Origin of the sequence: Salipiger sp. PrR002, from assembly GCF_010500775.1 — a bacterium.
Lineage (GTDB): Bacteria > Pseudomonadota > Alphaproteobacteria > Rhodobacterales > Rhodobacteraceae > Salipiger.
In genome coordinates, this window is the sequence record NZ_JAAGOU010000002.1 from 125,185 (window position 1) to 147,073 (window position 21,889).

General features: G+C 68.1%; 10 protein-coding genes. 7 read left to right on the plus strand and 3 right to left on the minus strand.

What is annotated here, in order from left to right; genetic code table 11:
- Positions 1-41 precede the first annotated feature (41 nt).
- Positions 42-1,256: an exopolysaccharide biosynthesis GT4 family glycosyltransferase EpsE gene (gene epsE / locus G0A00_RS03090; protein ID WP_368667655.1), complete on the minus strand. Its 1,215-nt coding sequence runs from the start codon at positions 1,254-1,256 to the stop codon at positions 42-44.
- Positions 1,257-1,404: 148 nt separating this feature from the next.
- On the opposite strand from epsE, the gene G0A00_RS03095 reads away from it, so the two are divergent.
- The 7 genes from G0A00_RS03095 (at position 1,405) to G0A00_RS03125 (ending at position 18,276) form a co-directional block, all read left to right on the plus strand.
- Complete coding sequence (locus G0A00_RS03095; protein WP_164178576.1) at positions 1,405-2,268, plus strand: glycosyltransferase; 864 nt, start codon at positions 1,405-1,407, stop codon at positions 2,266-2,268.
- Positions 2,265-3,632, plus strand: coding sequence for an oligosaccharide flippase family protein (locus tag G0A00_RS03100; RefSeq protein ID WP_164178578.1), 1,368 nt, complete (start codon positions 2,265-2,267; stop codon positions 3,630-3,632). Before G0A00_RS03095 ends, G0A00_RS03100 begins: the two co-directional genes overlap by 4 nt.
- 216 nt (positions 3,633-3,848) lie before the next feature.
- Positions 3,849-10,325, plus strand: a complete 6,477-nt coding sequence (locus G0A00_RS03105) for a type I polyketide synthase (protein WP_255455328.1) — start codon at positions 3,849-3,851, stop codon at positions 10,323-10,325.
- A gap of 8 nt (positions 10,326-10,333) precedes the next feature.
- The gene (locus G0A00_RS03110) at positions 10,334-11,359 is read left to right on the plus strand and encodes a glycosyltransferase family 2 protein (RefSeq protein ID WP_164178581.1); all 1,026 of its coding nucleotides are present in this window, start codon (positions 10,334-10,336) and stop codon (positions 11,357-11,359) included.
- A gap of 5 nt (positions 11,360-11,364) precedes the next feature.
- A complete protein-coding gene (locus G0A00_RS03115; protein WP_164178583.1) occupies positions 11,365-16,086 on the plus strand; it encodes a MupA/Atu3671 family FMN-dependent luciferase-like monooxygenase in 4,722 nt (1,573 codons plus the stop codon).
- Position 16,087: 1 nt separating this feature from the next.
- Positions 16,088-16,744 carry a 4'-phosphopantetheinyl transferase gene (locus G0A00_RS03120; RefSeq protein WP_164178586.1) on the plus strand — a complete coding sequence of 219 codons (657 nt, stop codon included), beginning with the start codon at positions 16,088-16,090 and terminating at the stop codon, positions 16,742-16,744.
- 221 nt (positions 16,745-16,965) lie between these two features.
- Positions 16,966-18,276 carry a Wzz/FepE/Etk N-terminal domain-containing protein gene (locus G0A00_RS03125; RefSeq protein WP_164178588.1) on the plus strand — a complete coding sequence of 437 codons (1,311 nt, stop codon included), beginning with the start codon at positions 16,966-16,968 and terminating at the stop codon, positions 18,274-18,276.
- Positions 18,277-18,369: 93 nt separating this feature from the next.
- On the opposite strand, the gene G0A00_RS03130 is transcribed toward G0A00_RS03125, so the two are convergent.
- Both G0A00_RS03130 and G0A00_RS03135 read right to left on the minus strand, forming a co-directional pair.
- Positions 18,370-19,512, minus strand: coding sequence for a CpsD/CapB family tyrosine-protein kinase (locus G0A00_RS03130; RefSeq protein WP_164178590.1), 1,143 nt, complete (start codon positions 19,510-19,512; stop codon positions 18,370-18,372).
- Positions 19,513-19,757: 245 nt separating this feature from the next.
- A complete protein-coding gene (locus G0A00_RS03135) occupies positions 19,758-21,881 on the minus strand; it encodes an NAD-dependent epimerase/dehydratase family protein (protein WP_164178592.1) in 2,124 nt (707 codons plus the stop codon).
- Between the last annotated feature and the right edge of the window lie 8 nt (positions 21,882-21,889).

Here is a 21,889-nt window from a genome sequence, read left to right on the forward strand (position 1 = left end):
CCGCAAATCTCTTCGAAGAGGTTTGCAATTGCCTTCGAAGGCTATTGCCCGCTGCGAGACCGCCGGATCTCGCGCACCAGCGTTTCCGCCCCGAGGCTGGCGCGGAAATGCGCCTCCACATGGGCGCGGCCCGCCACGCTGAAACGCTCGGCGCTCTCGGGGTTCTGCGCCAGATCGCGGATCGCCCGCGCCAGCGCCGTGGGATCCTTCGGCGGCACCAGCTTGCCGGTGTGCCCCGCCTCGATCAGTTCGTTCACGCCGCCCGCGTCGGTGCCGATCACCGGCACGCCGCAGGCCATCGCCTCCATATAGGCCACGCCAAGCGGCTCGTGCCACGAGGCCAGCACGAAGACATGCGCCGCCAGCAGCTTCTCTTTCACCTCACCGGCGTCGATCGCCCCCAGCAGCTTTACGTGGTCCTGCAGCCGCAGCTTGCGCAGATGTGCCTCCAGAACCTGCCGGTAGCCGGTGCCGCCCGCGTCATCCTCGCCAGCGATCTCGAGCCGTACGTCGACGCCCTGATCCAGCAGCTGGCGAATCGCCGACATCAGGTCCTGATGGCCCTTCACCACATTGAGCCGCCCACAAGAGAACAGCCGGATCGGGCGGCCCTTCTGCGGCGGCTCATAGGGCGTCTCGCGGCGCAGGATCTCGGTATCGACCCCCATCGGCCGGATTTCCATATGCGGCGGCAGATGCCCGTGCAACTGGCTCTGGACCTCATCCATCAGGCGATGGGTGATCACCGTCGCAAAGGCCGCGCCGCGCCATTTCATCTTCTGGCCATGGCCGTAATCCGACAGCGGCCCGTGCAGGGTCAGCGAATAGGGCACACCGCCAAGCCGCCGGGCCAGCGTCGCCACCAGCGCGGCGCGGCCACAGCTGTGCACATGCACATGGTCGAGGGAATGTTCTTCGCAATAGGCGCGCAGTGTCTCGGCGGCCGAGAGCGTCACGGCGATATCCGGGGCAAAGCGCGGGCCTTCGCGCAGCAAGTCACGCGGCAGGCCGCGTCCGATCAGCTTGGCCAGCGCGCCCGCGGCACCGAGCGGCCGGACCTCGCCAAGGTAGGTCGTGCGCGCGATCGCATCCTGCGACCAGCTGTGCGCGATCAGCGCGGTCGGCGGCAGCCGCGTCGACAGAAGATGCACCTCGTGGCCCATCGCCTCGAGCGCGCGCACTTCGCGCCAGTAGAAAATATGCGTCTGCCCCGGGAATTGGGGCACGAGATACCCGATCCGAAGTTTCTGCGGCACTCGTCCCCCCAACTCTCCCAGAGGATCCACGAATCCGCCGGTGAACACGTTACACTTGCTTATGATCATTCTTTGGCCACAGTTGACTGGCAATTCCACCCTGCCACGGTGCAGGAAGTGCTGATGTGTGGCGTCCTTGGTACGGATCATGAGTGTTCACGAGTCTTCTCTTCCCGGCAATCCGGCGCTTTCCGTCATTCTGCCAGCCAGCAATGAAGGCGCGGTTATCGCGCGCTGCCTGAGGGCGCTGCTGGCCTCGGACTGGACCGCCGCAGCCCCGCCCGAGATTGTGGTGATCGCCAATGGCTGCCGTGACGACACCGCGGCGCAGGCGCGGGCGCTGATGCCCGAGGCCGAGGCGCGCGGCTGGAGCCTGCGGGTGATCGAGATCTCGAAGGGATGCAAGCTCGGGGCACTCAACGCCGGTGATGCGGCGGCGCGGGGCAGGTTGCGGGTCTATCTCGATGCCGATGTCACCATCAGCCCGCCGCTTCTGGCGCAGCTGCAAGACGCGCTCGCCGGGCCGGGGGCGCGCTATGCCAGCGGCACGCTTCGGATCACCGGCGAGGGCTGGGCGGCCCGCGCCTATGCCCGGATCTGGCGGCAGGTGCCCTTCATGGCGCGCGGCGTGCCCGGCTGCGGTGTCTTTGCCGTCAATGCCGAGGGCCGAGCCCGCTGGCAGGAGTTTCCCGACATCATCTCGGACGATACGTTTGTGCGCCTCAGCTTCACCCCCGCAGAGCGCAGCGCAGTGCCCGCCACCTATGAGTGGCCGATCGCCGAGGGGCTGGCGGCGCTGATCCGCGTGCGCCGCCGTCAGGATGCGGGCGTCGCGCAGGTCGGCACGCTGTTCCCGCGGCTGCTGCGCAACGACGACAAGCTGCCTTTCGGCGCGGGCGGCAAGCTTCGGATGGCGCTGCGCGACCCGTTGGGCTTTGCGGTCTATTCGGGTGTGGCGCTGATGGTCCGGCTGACGCCGCAACGGGCACCGGAATGGAGCCGCGGGCGATGAGCACGGCGATCTGGCAAAGATTCTCGGGCAGTTCCCTCTCGGCCCGCGCCCTGCGCTCTTCGGTGCTGACCGTCGGCAGCTTCGGCTTTTCGCAGGCGCTGCGGCTGGGCGGCAACCTGATCCTCACCCGGCTGCTGTTCCCCGAGGCCTTCGGTCTCATGGCGCTGGTCTCGGTCTTCCTGATGGGGTTGGTGCAATTCTCGGATGTGGGCGTCACCCCGGCGATCCTGCAAAGCAAGCGCGGCGACGACCGCGATTTCCTCGACACCGCATGGACGCTGCAGGTGCTGCGCGGCATCGGCCTGTGGCTGACCGCCTGCGCGCTGGCATGGCCGATGGCGCAGCTCTACGACGAGCCGCAACTGATGCACTTTCTGCCGGTTGCCGGGCTGGCGCTGCTGATCGCGGGCTTCCGGCCCACCCGCATGGACACCGCGAACCGCCACCTGATGCTGGGCCGGGTCACGCTGCTGGAGCTTGGCACGCAAACGGTTGGTGTCGGCAGCGCGGTGCTGCTGGCATGGGCCACCGGGTCGGTCTGGGCCTTGGTGGCCTCGGGTCTGCTCAGCACGCTGTTCGAGCTTATCGCCAATTCGCTGCTGCTGGCCGGGGGGCGCAACCGCTTCCGCTGGGAGCCCGAAGCGCGGGCCGAACTGGTGAATTTCGGCAAGTGGATTTTCCTGTCGACGGTCTGCGGCTTCTTCTTCAGTCAGGGCGACAAGCTGCTGATCGGCAAATACCTCAGCCTCGAGCGCTTTGGCGTCTACAACATCGGCTATTTCCTCGCCTCCTTCCCGATGCTCCTTGGCGGTATCGTGACGCGCAAGATCCTCATCCCGATCTATCGCGAGACACCGCCACGCCAGAGCCGCGAGAACTTTTTGCGGCTGCGCAAGATGCGCTTTGCCGTGACCGGCCCGCTGCTGGTGCTGGTGGCGAGCTTTGCCGTCAGCGGCCACTGGCTGGTCGATCTGATGTATGACGAACGCTATCTGGCGGCGGGCGCGGTGACGGTGATCATCGCCTGCATGCAAATGCCGCAAATCGTCGTGCAGACCTATGATCAGGCGGCGCTGGCGGCAGGCGACAGCCGCAGCTTCTTTGTACTGGCGCTGGCGCGCGCGGTGCTGATGATCGGCTGCATTCTCGTGGGGCTGGAAACCTACGGGCTCATCGGCGCGTTGCTGGGCTATGGGGCGGCGTTCCTGCTGTCTTATCCGGTGGTTGTCTGGCTGGCCCGCCGCATGGGCGTCTGGGATCCGCTGCACGACCTGTGCTTCGCACTGCTTGGCGCGGCTCTGGCGCTGCTGGCGGCGGCGCTCAACTGGCCCGCGATCAGCGCATTGGTGGCCTCGGGAGCCTGAGTCTCCGTTCGGGGACCCGCCGGGTCATCCGGCGAGGTCATTGCCGGGGCGCAGACAGGCGGTGCGGGCACTGCTAAGGTGCGATACAGGGACAGTGGCGCGACAGGGCGTGGTTTGTTGCCGGATGGGGGCCGGGCACGCCAATTTGCGCCCAATTTTCTCCGTATTCGGCCTTTACCACGCGGGATGTCGCGGGTTTGCGAGTGAGGATTGGTTTTGGACGTTCAGCACGACATTGCACGGACCTCGGCCAACCCCGAAGCCGAGACCGACATCGCCATCGTCGGCATGGCCGCGCATCTTCCCGGGGCCGCCGACATTGCCGCCTATTGGGACAACCTGCGCGAAGGCCGCCGTTCCATCCGGCGTTTCACCGAAGAGGAGTTGCGCGCCGCGGGCGAGGATCCGGGTCTGCTGCGCCACCGCGACTATGTGCCCTTCGGCGCGCCGCTCGACGGTTTCGAGATGTTCGACGCCGAGTTCTTTGGCTTTGCCCCCAAGGACGCGGCGATCATGGATCCGCAGCACCGGCAGTTCCTTGAAACCGCATGGGAGGCGCTGGAAAGCGCCGGTCACGTGCCGGAAAATTTCGAGGGGCCGGTCGGCGTTTTCGGCGGCGTCGGCATGGGCAGCTATTTCTACGTCAACCTGTGCTCGAACCCCGAACTGGTGGACAGCACCGGCATGTTCCTCCTGCGCCATACCGGCAACGACAAGGACTTCCTGACCACGCGGCTGAGCTATGTGCTCGATCTGCACGGGCCCTCGGTCAACGTGCAGACCGCCTGTTCCACCTCGCTTGTCGCCACGCATTTCGCGGTGCAGGCGCTTCTCAACGGCGAATGCGATATGGCGCTGGCGGGCGGCGTGACGATCGAACTGCCGCAGATGCGCGGCTATCTCTACCGCGAGAACGAGATCCTCTCGCCCGACGGCGAATGCCACGCCTTCGACCACCGCGCGCAGGGCACGGTTTTCGGCTCTGGCGCCGGTGTGGTGGTGCTGCGCCGTCTGGCCGATGCGCAGCGGGACGGCGATCACATCTGGGCGGTGATCAAGGGCTCTGCCATCAACAACGACGGCGCGGGCAAGGCGGGCTATCTGGCGCCTTCGGTGGACGGTCAGGCCCAAGCCATCGCCGAGGCGCAGGCCGTGGCGGGCATCAGCGCCGATACGGTGGAGTATGTCGAATGCCACGGCACCGGCACCTACCTGGGCGATCCCATCGAGGTGGCCGCGCTGACGCAGGCCTTCTCGGAAAGTGGCTCTAAACAGGGCCATTGCCGCATCGGCTCGGTCAAAACCAACATCGGCCATCTCGACACCGCCGCCGGTGTGGCGAGCCTGATCAAGACCTCGCTGGCGCTGCATCACGGGCAGATGCCGCCCTCGCTGGGCTTCGAGGCACCCAACCCGGCCATCGATTTCGAAAACTCTCCCTTCGTGGTGAACGACAGGCTCACCCCATGGCGGCGCAGCGACCATCCGCGCCGCGCCGGGGTCAACTCGCTGGGCGTCGGCGGCACCAATGCGCATGTGGTGCTGGAAGAGGCGCCGCTGCGCCCCGCCTCCGAACAGAGCGATTGGCCGTTCCAGATCCTCACCCTTTCAGGGCGCAGCAAGGCGGCGCTGGACGAGAACGCGAAACGCCTCGCCGCGCATCTGCGCGCCCACCCCGAGCAGCCGCTCGCCGATGTGGCCTTCACGCTCAAAGAGGGCCGCCGTGCCTTTGAAAAGCGCCGTATCGTCGTGGCCGAGAGCCATGAAGAGGCGGCGCGCCTGCTCGAAGAAGACAGCCCCCGCCGCGTGCATTCGCATAGCGCGCTCGATCGCCCCGACGTCGCCTTCCTGTTCCCCGGCGGCGGTGCGCAATACGCCGGGATGGCGCGCGATCTTTACGAAACAGAGCCTGTTTTCGCCGATTGGATGGATCGCGGCCTGACCGCGCTTGCCGAGATCACCGATGCCGACATCCGCGCGCTCTGGCTGCCGAAACCCGACGCCAAAGCCGCCGCCGATGAGGCGCTGAAAAAGCCCTCGCTGCAGCTGCCGCTCATTCTGATCTGCGAGGTGGCGCTGGCCAAGCTCTGGATCAGCTGGGGCATCACCCCCGCCGCGCTCTCGGGCCATTCCATGGGCGAGAACACCGCCGCCTGTATCGCCGGGGTGATGAGCTTTGAGGATTGCATCGGCCTCGTGCATCTGCGCGGGCGGCTCTTTGACACGGTGCCCGCGGGCGGCATGCTCTCTGTCAGCCTTCCGGCGGAAAAACTGCAGGGCTATCTTGGGGATGATCTCGATCTCGGCGCGGTCAATGCGCCCGAGCTGTCGGTGGCCTCTGGCCCGGCAGAGGCTCTGAAAGCCCTTGAACAGAGACTGAAAGCAGAGGGTATCGACTGCCAGCGCATCGCCATCGACATTGCCGCGCACAGCCGCATGCTCGAGCCGATCCTCGACCAGTTCCGCGCCTATCTGCGCTCCATCGACCTCAGCCCGCCGCAGATCCCGCTGACCTCGAACCGCAGCGGCACGTGGATGACCGACGCAGAGGCCACCAGCCCCGACTATTGGGTCGAGCATCTGCGCGGCACCGTCCTTTTCGCCGATTGCGTCGCCACGCTGGCCGAGACGCAGACCCGTGTCTTCCTCGAGGTCGGGCCGGGCAAGGCGCTGTCGTCGCTGGCCCGCCAGCATCCCGATGTGCCGGGTCAGCAGGTGCTAAGCTCGCTGCGCCATCCCGACGAGCAAATCGGTGACGACCGGTTCATGTTCGAAGTGCTGGGCCGCCTGTGGGCGCTGGGCACAGAGATCGACTGGGGGCAGGTCTGGGGCGATGCCCGCCGCAATCGCGTGGTGCTGCCCAGCTACGCCTTCCAGCGCGCGCCCTATTTCATCGCGCCGGGCAAGGCGCAGACCGCCAGCGCGCCGCAGTTCCTGATGCGCAGCGATGACATCTCGGGCTGGGGCTGGGCGCCGCACTGGCGGCCGCGCGCCGCCGAGACGCCGGTCGATGTGACCGACGATCTCGCCAGCGCAGAGCCGCAGGTGTGGCTGATGTTCATGGACGAGGCCGGGCTCGCCGCGCGCTGCGCCGCGCGTCTGACCGCCGCCAGGCATGAGGTGATCGAGGTGCGCCCCGGCGATGCCTTCACGCGCCTGTCCGACCGCTCTTATATCCTGCCGCCCGAACGCGGGCGCGAGGGTTATGATCTGCTGCTGCAGGACCTGTCCCTGCGCGGCCACGTGCCGACCCGCATCGCGCATTTCTGGCTGGTCACCGAGGGCGAGAGCCATCGCCCCGGCTCCAGCTTCTTTCACCGGGTGCAGGAGCAGGGGTTCTATTCGCTGCTCTTTCTCGCGCAGGCCATCGCCGAGGAAAACCTGCCGCGCCCGCTGCCGCTGACCGTGCTGACCACCGGCGCGGCGAAGCTGCGGGACGAGGCCTTCGTGCATCCCGGTAAGGCGACCATCGCCGGTCCCGCCCGCGTCATTCCGCGCGAACTGCCCGGGGTGAGCGCGCTGACGCTGGATCTGGTGCTGCCAGAGCCCGCGCAGGGCGGGCTGCTGACCCGCCGCAAGGCCGAGGCGGCGCGCGAGGCCGCCTTCACGCAGCTGACCGATCTGGTGCTTGAGGATCTGCTGGCCGAGCCCAAGGATGCCAGCGCCGCGCTGCGCGGGGGGCGCCGTTTCGAATGCGCCATGAAGCCGGTGCCGCTGCCGGAAGGCGCGCCGCAGCCGGGGCCGGGCACCTATCTGCTCACCGGCGGCTTTGGCGGCATTGGCCTGTCGCTGGGCATGGCCTTCGCCCAACATGGCGCCAAGCTGGTGCTCGTCGCCCGCCGTGCGCTGCCCGCACGCGCGGACTGGCCCGACTACCTCGCCCGCCACGCGCCGCAGGATCCGCTCGCCCGCCGCATCCGCGCGGTGCAGGCGCTGGAAGAGGCCGGGGCCGAGGTCTTGGTCATCGCCGCCGACGTCTGCAACCGCGCGCAATTGCAAGCGGTGCGCGAGGCCGCCGAGGCGCGCTTTGGCCGGATCACCGGGGTCATCCACGGTGCCGGGGTCATCGACGACGCGCCGCTGCTGACCAAGACGCCCGCCTCGGTCGAGGATGTTTTTACGCCCAAGATCCACGGCACGCAGGTGCTGGGCGAGGTCTTCCCCGATGGCGCCTGCGACTGGATGGTGCTGTTTTCCTCTTCCTCCACTGTCACCGCGCCCGCGGGGCAGGTGGATTACGTCGCCGCCAACGCCTATCTCAACGCCTTCGCCGAGGCCCGCGCCGGGGGCAAGACCCGCGTCACCGCGATCAATTGGGGCATCTGGAACGAGGTTGGCATGGCCGCCGAGGCGGTGGCCGCGCGCAATGGCGATCTGCCCGAGCCGCCGGTCGAGCCCACCGGCCTGCCGCTGCTAGGCGACGCCACGTTCGACGCCCATGGCAACCGCCTCTTCACCAGCACGCTGTCCGCCGATGACTGGATCATCGACGAGCACCGCACCCGCGCCGGGGACGCGCTGCTGCCCGGCACCGGCTATCTGACCCTTGCCGCCCACGCGCTGAAGGCGCAGCGCGAGGAACAGCCCTTCGAGATCCGCGATCTGTCGTTCCTGCGCCCGCTGCGCGTAAGCGAGGGTGGCCGCCGCGATATGCGCCTGCGCCTGACCCGCAAGGACGAAGGCTATGGCTTCGAGGTGCTGGCCGATGCCACGCTGGGCGGACGCCGCGGCTTTGCGCTCACCGCGCAGGCCACGCTGGCGCTGCTGCCCATGGCGCGCCCGGCGCCGCTTGATCTTTCGGCCATCCGCGCCCGCTGCGCCGCGCCGATGCGCGCGCCTCAGGGCAGCAAGCTGGTGGCCGCGCAGGAGGTGCAACTGGACTTCGGCCCGCGCTGGAAGGTGCTGGACGCGCGTGCGCTGGGGCAGGGCGAGGGCATCGCCGAGCTGTCGCTCGCGCCCGAGGCGGCGCAGGACGGCTGCCTGCTGCATCCGGCGCTGCTGGACATCGCCACTGGCTGGGCGATGGAGTTGATCGAGGGCTGGCAGCCGACGCATCTGTGGGTGCCCGTCTCATACGCCCGCGTCCGTGTGCACGCGCCACTGCCGGATCGCATCGTCTCGTGGGTGCGCAACGCCGCAGGCAACCGCGCCGAGGCCGAGACCGCCAGTTTCGACGTCACGCTCTGCGCCCCCGATGGTGCCGTGCTGATGGAGGTCTCGGGCTTCACGATCCGCCGCCTCGCCTCGCCCGATCTGCTGCAGAGCCCGCCGCGGCTCACCGCCGCCGAGCTTGAGGTCGACGAGGGCGGTGCCGCGCAGCCGCTCTCTGCCGCCGAGGAACGGCTGGCCCATAACCTCAGCCAGGGCATCCTGCCCGCCGAAGGGGTCGAGGCCTTTACCCGCGCGCTGCAGCTTGGGCTGCCGCAGGTTGTGGTCTCGTCGATGGATCTGGATCAGCTGACCCGGCAGACCGCCGCCTCGACAGCCGAGAAAGCCGAGGGTCAGAAGTTCGACCGCCCGCAGCTCGACGGCGATTTCGTCGCGCCCGAGGGCGAGATCGAGCGCACGCTGGCGGGCTTCTGGGAGGATCTGCTGGGCGTGCAGAACGTCGGGGCCGAAGACAGTTTCTTTGACCTCGGCGGCCACAGTCTGATCGCCGTGCGGCTCTTTGCCATGGTCAAAAAGGCCTTCCGGGTCGATTTCCCGATCTCCGTGCTGTTCGAGGCGCCGACGATCCGCACATGCGCCGCGCTCATCGCCGCGCAGACCGGGCGCAGCGGCGATAGGGGCGAAACAGCCGATGCAAAACCCGCCGCGCCCGAGCGCCGCTTCACCCATCTGGTGCCGATGCATGACGGCGAGGGCGGGCCGCGCACGCCTTTCTTCCTCGTGGCGGGGATGTTCGGCAATGTGCTCAACCTGCGCCACCTCGCGCATCTGCTGGGCGCTGACCGTCCGTTCTATGGCCTGCAGGCCAAGGGGCTTTACGGCGGCGAGGCCCCGCATGACAGCATCGAAGCGACGGCCCGCGACTATATCGCCGAGATGCGGCAGGTGCAGCCCGAGGGCCCCTATATGGTCGGCGGCTTCTCGGGTGGCGGCATCACCGCCTATGAGATCGCCCGCCAGCTTGAAGCGATGGGCGAGGAGGTCTCGCTCTGCGTTCTGCTCGACACGCCGCTGCCCACGCGCCGCCCGCTGGAGCGCGCCGACCGGCTGCGCATCCAATGGCAGGAAGCCAAGGCCAAGGGCGCGCTTTATCCGCTGATCTGGGCCCGCAACCGCATCCGCTGGGAGATCGCCAAGCGCCGCGCCAGCGCAGAGACCGCCACCCAGCACGCCTTCCACAATGCCGAGATCGAGGCCGCCTTCCTTGCCGCCGTGGCGCGCTATGAGGTGCGGCCGTGGCAGGGCAACCTCGTGCTCTACCGCCCGCCGCTGGTCGGCAAATGGCGGGTTGGCGGCGGCCGCATGGTGAACTCTGAACGCGCCTATGTGCTGGAGGATAACGACTGGCGTCAGTTCGTGCCGCATGTGGCGGTGCATGAGGTGCCGGGCGATCACGATTCCATGGTGCTGGAGCCCAATGTGCGGGTGCTGGCGGCGCAGATGCGGCAGGCCATCGCCGAGGCCGAAGCGGGCCACCTCGGCAGCGCCGTGCTGCCCTTCGCCAGCCCCCATGCGGCGGAGTAGGGCCACCCATGTCCAACCTGTCTGACCTGCCCAGCGTCCTTATCGTCTCGCTCAACTACCGCACGCCGCAGATGACCCTGCGCTCGGTGCGTGCGGCGCTGCGCGCGATGGCGGGGCTGCGGGCCGAGCTTGTGATCGTCGACAACGACAGCGCCGACGGGTCTTACGAGGTGATGAAGCAGGCGCTCGATACCGAAACCTGGGCGCAGGGCGCGCCGCTGCGGCTGATCCGCTCGGAGCGCAACGGCGGCTTCGGCGCGGGCAATAATATCGGAATCCGCGCGGGCCTGACCGACGGCAGCCGGCCCGATTACGTCTATCTGCTGAACTCCGATGCCTTCCCCGCGCCAGAGGCGATCCGCGCGCTGCTGGCGCATCTCGAGGCGCATCCCGAGGCGGGCTTTGCCGGCAGCTACATCCACGGCGAGGATGGCGCGGCGCATATGACCGCCTTCCGCTTTCCGTCGATCGCCTCCGAGTTTGAGGGCGCCATCCGCTTTGGCCCGGTCTCGCGGCTGCTGCGGCGCAAGGCGGTGCCGATGCCTGTCCCCGCGGGGACGCAGGCGGCGGAGTGGCTGGCCGGGGCCTCGATCATGATGCGGCAGAGCGTGCTGGATCAGATCGGCCTCTTTGACGAGGCCTTCTTCCTCTACTTCGAGGAAACCGAGCTTTGTCTGCGCGCCGCCCGCGCCGGACATGCAACACACTATGTGCGCGGCAGCGAGGTGATGCACATCGGCTCGGTCTCCACGGGGATGAAGCGCTGGTCGCGGATCCCCGGTTTCTGGCTCGACAGCCGCTGGCACTATTTTTCCAAGACCCGCGGGCGCGGCTATGCGGCGGCGGCGACGCTGGCGCATCTGGCGGGCGGGCTCATGTGGCGGCTGCGCCGGGTGCTGCAGCGCAAACCACGGGTCGATCCGCCGCATTTCCTGCGCGACCTCGCGTGGCATGACCTCAAGGCACTGGTCCGGCCCGGACCGGCCCGCGCTGTCCCCGCGGGGACAGCCCGCAGAGCGGCGAAAGTGGAGTGAACGTGATGGCCAAGTTTTCTTCTGTCGTGATCGGCAATGAATCCCTGCTGGTGCACTGCGGCGCCAAGCTGCTGCAGGCCGGGCACGAGATCAAAGCCGTGGTGACCCGCAACGCCGAGATCGCGGCATGGGCGCAGGCCGCCGGGCTGGCGACCGTCGCCCCCGGTGCCGGGCTGGAGGGCCGCCTGCCGCGCGGTTTCGACTACCTGCTCTCGATCTCTAATCTGGACATTATTCCCGCCGCCGTTCTGGCGCTGCCAGGCAAGGGCGCGGTGAACTTCCACGACGGTCCGCTGCCGCGCCACGCCGGGCTCAACGCGCCGGTCTGGGCGCTGATCGAGGGCGAGACCCGCCACGGCATCAGCTGGCACATGATCGAGGGCGGCGTGGACGAGGGCGATATCCTTGCCGCGCGCGGCTTTGACATCTCGGCCAGCGACACGGCGCTGACGCTGAACGCCAAGGCCTTCGAGGCCGGCATCGACAGTTTCGACGCGGTGATCGAACAGCTTGCAAACGGGCTGAAGCGGCTGCCGCAGGATCTGTCGCAGCGCAGCTATCACGCGCTGGCCGACCGCCCTGCGGGGCATGGTCTGCTGGATTTCACCAAGCCCGCCACCGATCTGGCGCGGCTGGTACGGGCGCTGGATCACGGCGGCTATTTCAACCCGCTGTCGATGCCCAAAGTGTTTTCGAACGGAGCGTTCTGGAACGTCGGCACGGCCAAGGGGATCGAAGGGCGCGGCGCGCCGGGAGAGATCCTCGAAGCCACCGACGACCATCTGACCGTGGCCTGCGGCAGCGGCGCGCTGCGGCTGGCGCATTTCTCTTATCCCTGCGGGGCTTTGGCCCCTGTGGCGCTGGTCGGCACGCCGGGCGGCACGATGCAGGCGCTACCCGCCGAGGACCGCGCCCGCATCGACACCGCGATCCGTACCGTCGCGCCGCATGAGGCGCATTGGCGGGGCAAGCTTGCGGCGCTGCGGCCTTTCGAGATGCCGGGGCTGGGCAAGGCGTCGGGCGAGATCACCAGCCGCCCGCTGTCGCTGGGCGAGGCCGATCTGGCCGCCACCGTCGCGACCTTTGCCGCGCGGCATGACGAGCATGGGGCCTGCGATATCGCCGTCTCGGGCATCATGCTGAACAGCCTCGCGCTGAGCGGCATCATCATGCCTTGGGTGCCGCTGCGGGTCGAGGCCAGTGGCGATGCGGCGGCGCTGCAGGCGCAGATGGCCGAGACCATCGCCGAGGCGCGCAAGCGCAAGGGTCTCGCCAAAGACCTGCCCGCCCGCGCGCCGGAACTGACCGGCGCACCGCAGGTGCCGCATCTGGGGCTGAGCCTTGCGGGCGGCATGATCCCCGGCACGGTGCTCACCGTAGAGGAGACCGCGGGCGGCGCGCTGCTGCATGCGGACACCGGGCGGATCAGACCGGCGCAGGCCGAGCTGATCGCCGCCCGGCTGGAACTGATCGCCGCGCAATTGGCCCAAGGCGCGCAGCCCGCATCGCTGCCGGTGCTGCCCGAGGCCGAGCGCGCCATGGTGGTGGACCTGTGGAACGCCACCGGGGTGGAGCATGACCGCAGCCTGACCATGCAGAGCGCCTTTGAGGCGCAGGTGGCGCGCAGCCCCGAGGCCATTGCGCTGGTCTTTGAAGGGCAGAGCCTGAGCTACGCCGACCTTGACGCGCGGGCCAACCGCGCGGCGCATGTGCTGCAGGGCATGGGGGTGGGGCCGGGCGTCGTGGCGGGGCTGTGCACCCGCCGGTCGGTCGATCTGCTTGTCGGCGCGCTGGCGATCCTCAAGGCGGGCGGGGCCTATCTGCCGCTCGATCCCGCCTATCCGGCGGACCGGCTGCAGCACTATATCTCGGACAGCCGCGCCCCGGTGATCGTCACGCAATCGGCGCTGGCGGGAACGCTGCCCGCGCATGGCGCGGATTTGCTGCTACTCGACGCCGATCCGCGGCTGGCGCAGGCCCCGGCGACGCGCCCCGAGGTGACCAGCGCGCCCGAGGATATTGCTTATCTCATCTACACCAGCGGTTCGACCGGCACGCCCAAAGGGGTGATGGTCGAACAGCGCAACGTGGTGAACTTCTTCACCGGCATGGACGCGGTGGTGCCGCATGTCCCCGCGGGGACATGGCTCGCCGTGACCAGCCTCAGCTTCGACATCTCGGTGCTGGAGCTGTTCTACACGCTGGCGCGCGGCTTCAAGGTGGTGCTGACCTCGGACGAGGATCGCGGGCTGATCTCGAACGGGCCGATGCCGCTGTCGGACCAGCGCATGGAGTTCTCGCTCTACTATTGGGGCAATGACGATGGCGTCGGGCGCGACAAATACCGACTGCTGCTGGAGGGCGCGAAGTTCGGCGACAAACACGGGTTCTGCGCGGTCTGGACGCCCGAGCGGCATTTCCACGCCTTCGGCGGGCCGTACCCCAACCCCTCGGTGACCGGCGCTGCGGTGGCGGCGGTGACAGAGAATTTGGCCGTGCGTTCGGGCTCGGTCGTCTCGCCGCTGCACCACCCGGCGCGGATCGCCGAGGAATGGGCGGTGATCGACAATCTCACCAACGGCCGTGCCGGGCTGGCGCTGGCCTCGGGCTGGCAGCCCGATGACTTCGTGCTGCGGCCCGAAAACACGCCGCCCGACAACAAGCGCGCGGTGATCGAGAATATTTCCCAAATTCGGGATATGTGGTCCGGCAAGCCCGTCGCCTTCCCGCGCAAGGATGGGACGCTGTTCGACGTGGTGACGCAGCCGCGCCCGGTGTCGAAAGACCTGCCGCTCTGGCTGACCGTCGCGGGCAACCCGCAGACGTGGAAAGACGCGGGCACCCATGGCTGCAACGTGCTGACCCACCTGCTGGGCCAGAGCATTGACGATGTGGCCGAGATGATCCGCCTCTATCACGCGGCGCTGCGCGAGGCCGGGCGCGATCCGAAGGATTTCACCGTCACGCTGATGCTGCACAGCTTTGTCGCAGACACCCGTGATGAGGCGCGCGAGATCGCCCGTGGGCCGATGCGCGAATACCTGCGGTCGGCGGCGGCGCTGATCAAGCAATACGCATGGGCCTTCCCGGCGTTCAAACGCCCGAAAGGGGTGAACAACGCCTTCGATCTGGACCTCGACATTCTGGAGCCGGACGACCTCGAGGCCATTCTCGATTTCGCCTTCGAGCGGTATTTCAACGAAAGCGGACTCTTCGGCACGGTCGAGGACGCGCTGGAACGGACCGAGCAGCTCAAACGCATCGGCGTGGGCGAGATCGCCTGCCTGATCGACTATGGCATCCCCGTGGATAGGGTGCTGGAGGGGCTGAAGCCGCTGGCCGAGGTGGTGAAGCGGGCGAATGTGGCGCCGGAACTGGCCGAGGATGATTTCTCGATCGCCGCGCAGATCCTGCGCCACGGGGTCACTCATATGCAGTGCACGCCCTCGATGGCGCGGATGATCGCGATGAACGACGAGGCGCGCTTTGCGCTGTCGAAGGTGGATCATCTGTTCCTTGGCGGCGAGCCGCTGCCCGGCGCGCTGGTCGAGGAGTTCGGGCGGATCACCGAGGCTTCGGTGACCAATATGTACGGGCCCACCGAGACGACGATCTGGTCCTCGACCGAAGATGCGCGCGCCGCCGAGGGTGTGGTGAACATCGGCCTGCCGCTGGCCAACCAGCAGCTTTACGTGCTGGACGAGGCGCAGCAGCCGGTGGGCGTGGGTGTGCCCGGCGAGTTGTGGATCGGCGGCGAGGGTGTGACGCGCGGCTATTGGGGCCGCGAGGAGCTCACCGCCGAGCGCTTCGTGTCCAACCCGTTTCACGACGGCCGCATGTACCGCACTGGCGATCTGGTGCGGCGGCGGATGGATGGGCGGATCGACTTCATCGGGCGCGTCGACAATCAGGTGAAGCTGCGCGGCTATCGGATCGAGCTTGGCGAGATCGAGGCGGTCATGGAAGCGCAGCCGGGCATCGCGCAGGCCGTGGTGGTCGCGCGTGAAGACACGCCCGGCGATCTGCGGCTGGTCGGCTATTACACCGCGCCCGCGCCGGTGAACGACGCGGCGCTGCGGGCCGAGATGGGCAAGGGGTTGCCCGCCTTCATGGTGCCAGCGCATTTCGTCGCGCTGGAGAGCTTCCCGCTGACCCCGAACAAGAAGGTCGACCGCAAGGCGCTGCCCGCGCCGGTGGCGCGCAAACCCGTGGCTGCACCGCGTCCGGCCGCGCCCGCGCCCGCGCAACCTGCGGCAGCCAGTGCCGCGCCCGATAAAGCCAGTGGCGCCGATACCGGCAAGGTGCAGGCCGCGATTGCCGAGATCTGGCAGGCGGTGCTGGGTGTGCAGGGGATTTCGGGGCGCGACAATTTCTTCGAGCTGGGCGGCCATTCGCTGCTGGCGGTTCAGGCGCATCGTGCGATCCGCGACGATCTGGGCGCGCGGGGGCTGTCGATCACCGATATCTTCCGCTTCCCGGTGCTGGAGGATCTGGCCGGGCGTGTCGCCACTCTTGGCTCGGGCAGCGGTTCCGGCTCCGCCTCTGGCAAAGCGCCGCGCCCGAGGGTCGCCGCCCCGGCGCCTGCGGCGGCGAAAGCGGTTGCGCCCGAGCCCGTCGCCGAGACGGCCAGCGATGCGGCCCCGGCGCAGCCGATGAACGAACGCGCCCGCGCAAGGTCCGACGCAATGGCACGGCGGCGCGAGATGCGCGCGCGGCGCAGCGCCTGAGATGGCCGGGGCCGCCGATCTTCGCGACCTGCTGACCCGCGCGGCGCTGCCCGAGGGGGTGGTCTGGGCGGTCTCGGAGCCGACCGAAGATCTGTCGGAGCTTTACCCCGTCGAGCGCGAGGCGATGTCCCGCGCGGTGCCTGCAAGACGGGCGGAGTTTGCCGGGGGGCGGCTCGCGGCGCGGGCGGCCCTGCGCCAGCTTGGCCTGCCGGATCAGGCGATCCCCAAGGCCGAGGACCGCGCGCCGGTCTGGCCCGACGGGGTGGTGGCCAGCATCACCCATGCCGGGGGCATCTGCCTTGCGATGGCGGCGCGGGCGCAAGACTGGCGCGCGCTTGGCATCGACCTCGAGCTTGATGCGCCGATGGAGCCGCGGCTCATTCCGGCGATTGCCAGCGTGCCGGAGCTTTCCCGCCTCAGCCCGCTGCCTTTCGAACGCGCTGGGGTGCGGATCTTCAGCGCCAAGGAAGCCGCCTATAAGGCGCAATACCCGCTGACCCGCAGCCTGTTCGGATTCGAGGCGATGGAATCGCTGCTTCCTGATCCTCGGCTGCGAATGGTGGCGGAAATGGGGCTGGGGCGCGGCACCCTATTTCCAATGCTTCAGATCGCCGAATTGGGCCTTATTCTGTCCGTATGCGCCGTTTCGCACGGGTGATGCGCGGAAAACCCTCACTTTATGACCTAAATGTGTTCGTGATCCCGGTTCCGGACACGAAGTGTTTCCCAAAACGCCCCGAATAAACGTGGCATAAACGGGGCATCTTCGGTAATTTATGACGTGAAAGAGGCGTCTTTGCCGCTGGCCCTTGTTTGTTTCTGCCAGCGCGGGGCACCGCTTTTCGAGCACAGCGGGGGCGCTTTGCGGGAGTGTAGTTTATGAACCAGTTCCAATCGTTTGACGAAGTGTTGTCCGCACTGCGCCGCCGCTTCGGCCTGATCTTTCTGGTGTTCGTTCTGGGCCCCGGGATTTCCGTGTTCTTCGCGCTGAATCAGCCCAAGCTCTATGAAGCGACGGCAGTGGTTCAGATCGAAGACGCGCAGGTCGCGCCCACCACCACCAACCCCGCCACCGTGTCCGAGGATGCCTCGCGCCGGGTGCAGCTGATCGAGCAGCGGATCATGTCGCGCGACAACCTCGTGCGGATCATGGAAAAGCATAACCTGTTCAGCAACATCCCCAATATGACGGTGAACGAGCGCGTGTTTAACATGCGCAAGGCCGCCACGATCGAAGAGATCCAGTCGGGCAACCCGGCCTATGGCCAGCCGCGCATGCCGTCGGGGCTGATGATCACCGTGCGCCTTGATGATCCGCAGAAGGCCGCCGATCTGGCGAATGAGCTGATGCAGTCGGTGATCGACCAGTCGCGCAACCGCAGCGAGACGCGCGCCCGTGACGCGCTGGCCTTCTTCGAGGCCGAAGAGTCGCGGGTCGAGACGCAGATCGAGGCGATGGATGCCCGTATCGCCGACTTTAAACAGAAGAACTCCGAGGCGCTGCCGTCCGGCCTTGCCGCGATGCGGGACCAACTGGCGACGCTGGAGGACAACAAGCTTGATCTCGACCGGGACATCGTTGCGCTCGACGCCAATTCCTCGCGGCAGCGCGAAGATGTGCTGACCCGTCAGCTGGCACTGCTGCAAGAGCAGAAGCAGCTGATCACCGCGCGCATTGCCTCGCTTGAGGACACCATCCGCCGCGCCCCCGAGGTCGAGCGCACGCTCAACGGGCTGGAGCGCGAGCGCACCCAACTGCAGGACCAATACAGCGTTATCACCCGCCGCAAGGCGGATGCCGAGATGGGCCAGATGCTGGAGGATCGTCAGCAGTCGGACCGTTTCGAAGTGCTGGAAACGGCGCTGGTGCCCGAGGTCGCGGCCTCGCAGAGCCGCCGCAAGCTGGTGGCTGTGGGGGCCATTGCCAGCCTCTTTGCCGGGCTGATCACCGGCTTTGTCGCCGAGATGATGAACCCCGCGCTGCGCACCGCCAGCCAGATGGAGCGCGTGCTGGGCGTGCAGCCTGTGGTGGCGATCCCGCCGGTGAAGACCCGCCGCGACCGCCGCCGCAAGGGGCTGGGCATTGTGGCGCTGCTGCTGGCTCTGGCGGCGCTGATCTTTGGCATCCTGCGCGTGCTGGGCGACCGGCTGCCGCTGATCGAGCGGTTCCTGCCGCGCGTCGGGGCCTGATCCGCCCACGATTGAGTTTCCGGATGTGAAAAGAGCCGGGCGAGAGATCGCCCGGCTCTTTTTCGTTGGGTCTGTGCGCGCAGCGCGGCGCGCTCAGTACTGGTATTTCTTGAGCTCCGTGCCCTCGGCCTTGTTCAGCACCATCCCCAGCAGCGGCGTCGAGGTGCCGAGCCTGCGCTCGACCTCGCGAATCTCGCGCTCGGTGGTGATGCCGCCGCCGACCACCAGCAGCACGCCGTCGATCTGCGGGCGGAAGGCCAGCACGTCGTCATAGTAGAGCGCGGGCGGCAGGTCGAAGAGCATCACGTCCGGCTGCAGCCGCGCCTCGATCGAGGTCAGCACTTCGGCGGTGGCCGGAGCGTTCAGCAGTTCGGCGGCATAGGGCTCGATAACCTCGTTGAAGCCGAAGGCGATGTCATGCCCGGCGTGGATGTGGTTCTCTCCCATGCGCATCAGATGCGCCTCGGGCGAGATCGCGCCGCGCAGCAGCGCACCCATGCAGCCCGGCGCGCGGACGCCCATCGCCTTGTGCAGCGACGGGTTGCGCAGGTCGAGGTCCATCAGCATCGCGCGCAGACCCTCCTGCCGCGACAGGCTGATCGCGAGGTTGGCGGCGGTGAAGGTCTTGCCGCATCCCTTGCTGGGCGAGGTGATGCCGACGCGGGTCCAGCCGTTCTCGGCCAGCGCCTGCGTCAGCCGTGTGCGCAGCACGTCAAAGGCGGCATGGGCCGGATCTTCGCGGTTGGCGGTGATGATGCGGTTGCGTTCGAGATGATCGCTGTCGATCTCGAAGACCGGAAGCTGATCCCACAGCAGCGTGGCCTGCGGTGCCGGACGCCGGGTGACGGCGCGGCGCGGCGGGCGGGCCGGTGCCTCCGCAACGGGCGCGGCAGGCGGAACGGGCTGAGCGGGGGCAAGCTGTTCGGCAGCGGCAGCGGCAGCGGGAGCAGCGGCAGGGGTCCGAAGGCTGGCAAGCTCGCGCCGCGCGGCCTCCATCTCGGCCTGCTCGCGTTCGGCCTGCTCTTGCGCGGCCCGTTCTCTCGCGACCTGTAGGCGCTCGGCCTCTTCGGCCTGACGGCGTGCCCGGTCCTGCGCGGCGGCACGGGCCTCTTCGGCGTCGCGGTCGGCACGGCGGCGGGCGAGACGCTCTTCACGGCGCTCGAGCGGAAGGATCGGGGGATCCTCCGGCGTCTCTTCGCTCCGCTTCCGACGGCGGAATCTCCGGCGTTCTACCATACTCGTCTCTCCGCACCGCACGGGCAGGGGCGCTGCCGGATCCGTTCCGGCGGCGCGTCTCGCACCTGCCGTGGAACTATACCGCTCTTTGTCCTGCCTTGTCTCGCTGGGGCCGCTGGGCCCCGGCGCGCGCACTCGATATTTACCTTCATCCCCAGAACACCATTCGATTCGGTCAAGAATGAGGTGAAATTGCGGGGATTGTTCACGATCCGTGGCAGCCCCATCCGTCCGACTCGGCGTGCCTAGAAGCCAAAGAGATTGGCCTGCGTGATCGCCTTTTCAAGGAAGGCGGCGCGATCCGCCTCGGGCTGCCAGCCGAGCACGCGCTTGGGCTTGTCGTTGACGAACGGCGAGAAATGCGCCCGGCTTTGCCAGTCGGCGCGCGAGGGGCGCACCAGCCCGCGCTTGCGCAGCGCGTATTTCTTCAGCCCGTATTTCACCGCGTCGCTGGCGTAGAAGACGTTGAGATTGCCAGAACTGACGCGGATGCGCGCGCCCAGCGTTTCGTGGATCGCGTTGAAATAGTCGCGGGCGCTCAGCATCGGCTCGCCCACGAGGTTGAAGCTCTCGCCCACCGCGCCGGGATGTTCTCCCATCCGCATCAGCCCCTCGGCGACATCGTCGATCAGCACGAAGGGCAGGATGTTCTTGCCCGGCCCCCAGATGCGCACCGCGCCCGCGCCATGCCAGCGCCCGATGCCCCAGTGCTGCAGCGGCCCGCCATGGCCGACCACGATGCCGGGGCGCGCGATGGTGACGGGCAGGCCGCGCTCGCGGTGCAGCTTCATCAACTGCCGTTCGCATTCGGCCTTGGAGCGGGCGTAGAGATTGCGGTCCGACATATCCTCGGGAAAGCGGGTCTCTTCGGTGATCTGCACGCCCGGATCGGACATGTCGTAGCTGGCGATTGTGCCGGTGTAGACGAGGCGCTTCACCCCGGCTTTCTCGCAGGCCATGGCGATGCGGGTGGCGACACCGACGTCGTTCACCAGCGCCTCGGCCCATGTCTTTTCCAGCGAGCGGGCAAGGTTATAGACCACGTCGATGCCCTGCATCGCCTCGGTCAGCGCATCGAGATCATGCAGCGAGACGCCCACCGTCTCGACTTGATCGGGCAGATCGGGGAAGGGTCCGTGGCGCCCGCGCGACAGCACCCGCACGTCGTGGCCCTCTGCCACCAGTTTGCGGGTCAGCGCGCGCCCGATGAAGCCGGTGCCGCCGATGACCATGGCGGTGGGCTGCGGCTTGCGGCTCTGGACGGCGGGAGCCTTCACCTCCAGCGCCTCGGGCGGCAGCTTGGCAATGGCGTCGTCGATGGCCTGCATCACCTGCACCGCGCTCTCGGCGGAAAAGCGGGCGTCCTGCGGCTTGCCCCGCGCCAGCGCGCCATAGACAGCCGCGCACATGCCCCGGAAGCTTTGCGCATAGGGGCCTTTCTGGTTCAGCGAGGCGGTCTGAACGGCGGCGTTGCGCAGGCCCTCGCGCAGATGCTGCCAGCCGAGGTCCATCTGCCTGCGCAGCGGGTTCACGATGAGGTCCGAGGCGTTCTCGCGGTCCACCACCAGCGTATCGGCCGCATAATCGAGCCGTGCCCGCCCCGAGGAGCCGCGCAGGGTGACCGAGCGGTCGTCGACCGTTTCGACCATCGACAGGCTGAAGGTGATCTCGACACCGCCCGCGCGCGCGAGGATGCGGAAGCCCTGCGGGCGCGGATCATCGCCGGGCAGGGGGACGGGTTTCGTCGCCTTGGCGTAGAGCACCTCCAGCGGGCCGAAGAGATCGACGGCAAAGGCGAAGGGATGCGGCCCCAGTTCCAGCAGCAGGTTCTTGGGCTCGCGCAGCAGCCACAGGTTGAACGGCCCCGAGCGCAGCGGTGCCAGCGGCAGCGCCCAGCTGATCTCGGCCTGCGAGACGCGGCCATAATCGCCCGCACCCAGCGCCTCTTTCATCCGCACATAAGAAGGCAGGCCAAGGAAGTTGTGCCCGGGGTGAAAGCGTTTGCCCGCCGCCTCGGCAGCGGCGGCGATGGCGCGGGTTTCCTCAAGGCTCACCGCCACCGGCTTTTCCACCAGCACGTGCAGCCCGGCCTTCAGGCATTGCTGCGCCAAGTCGGCATGCAGATGCGGCGGGGTGAGGATATGCACCGCGTCGCAGGCACCGCTTTCGATCATCGCCTCGACGGTGCCGAAGACCTGCGCGCCATGCGGCAGCGCCAGCCCCTCGGCGGCGGGCTGCGAGAGGTCGCAGACAGCGGCCACCACGGCGTCCTCGGTCGCGGCCAGCGCATCGGCGTGCCAGCTTGCGATATAGCCTGCGCCGATGAGGCCGACGCGAATGGGTTGCGGCTTTGACCAAGGTTGGGGCATGGCGGGGG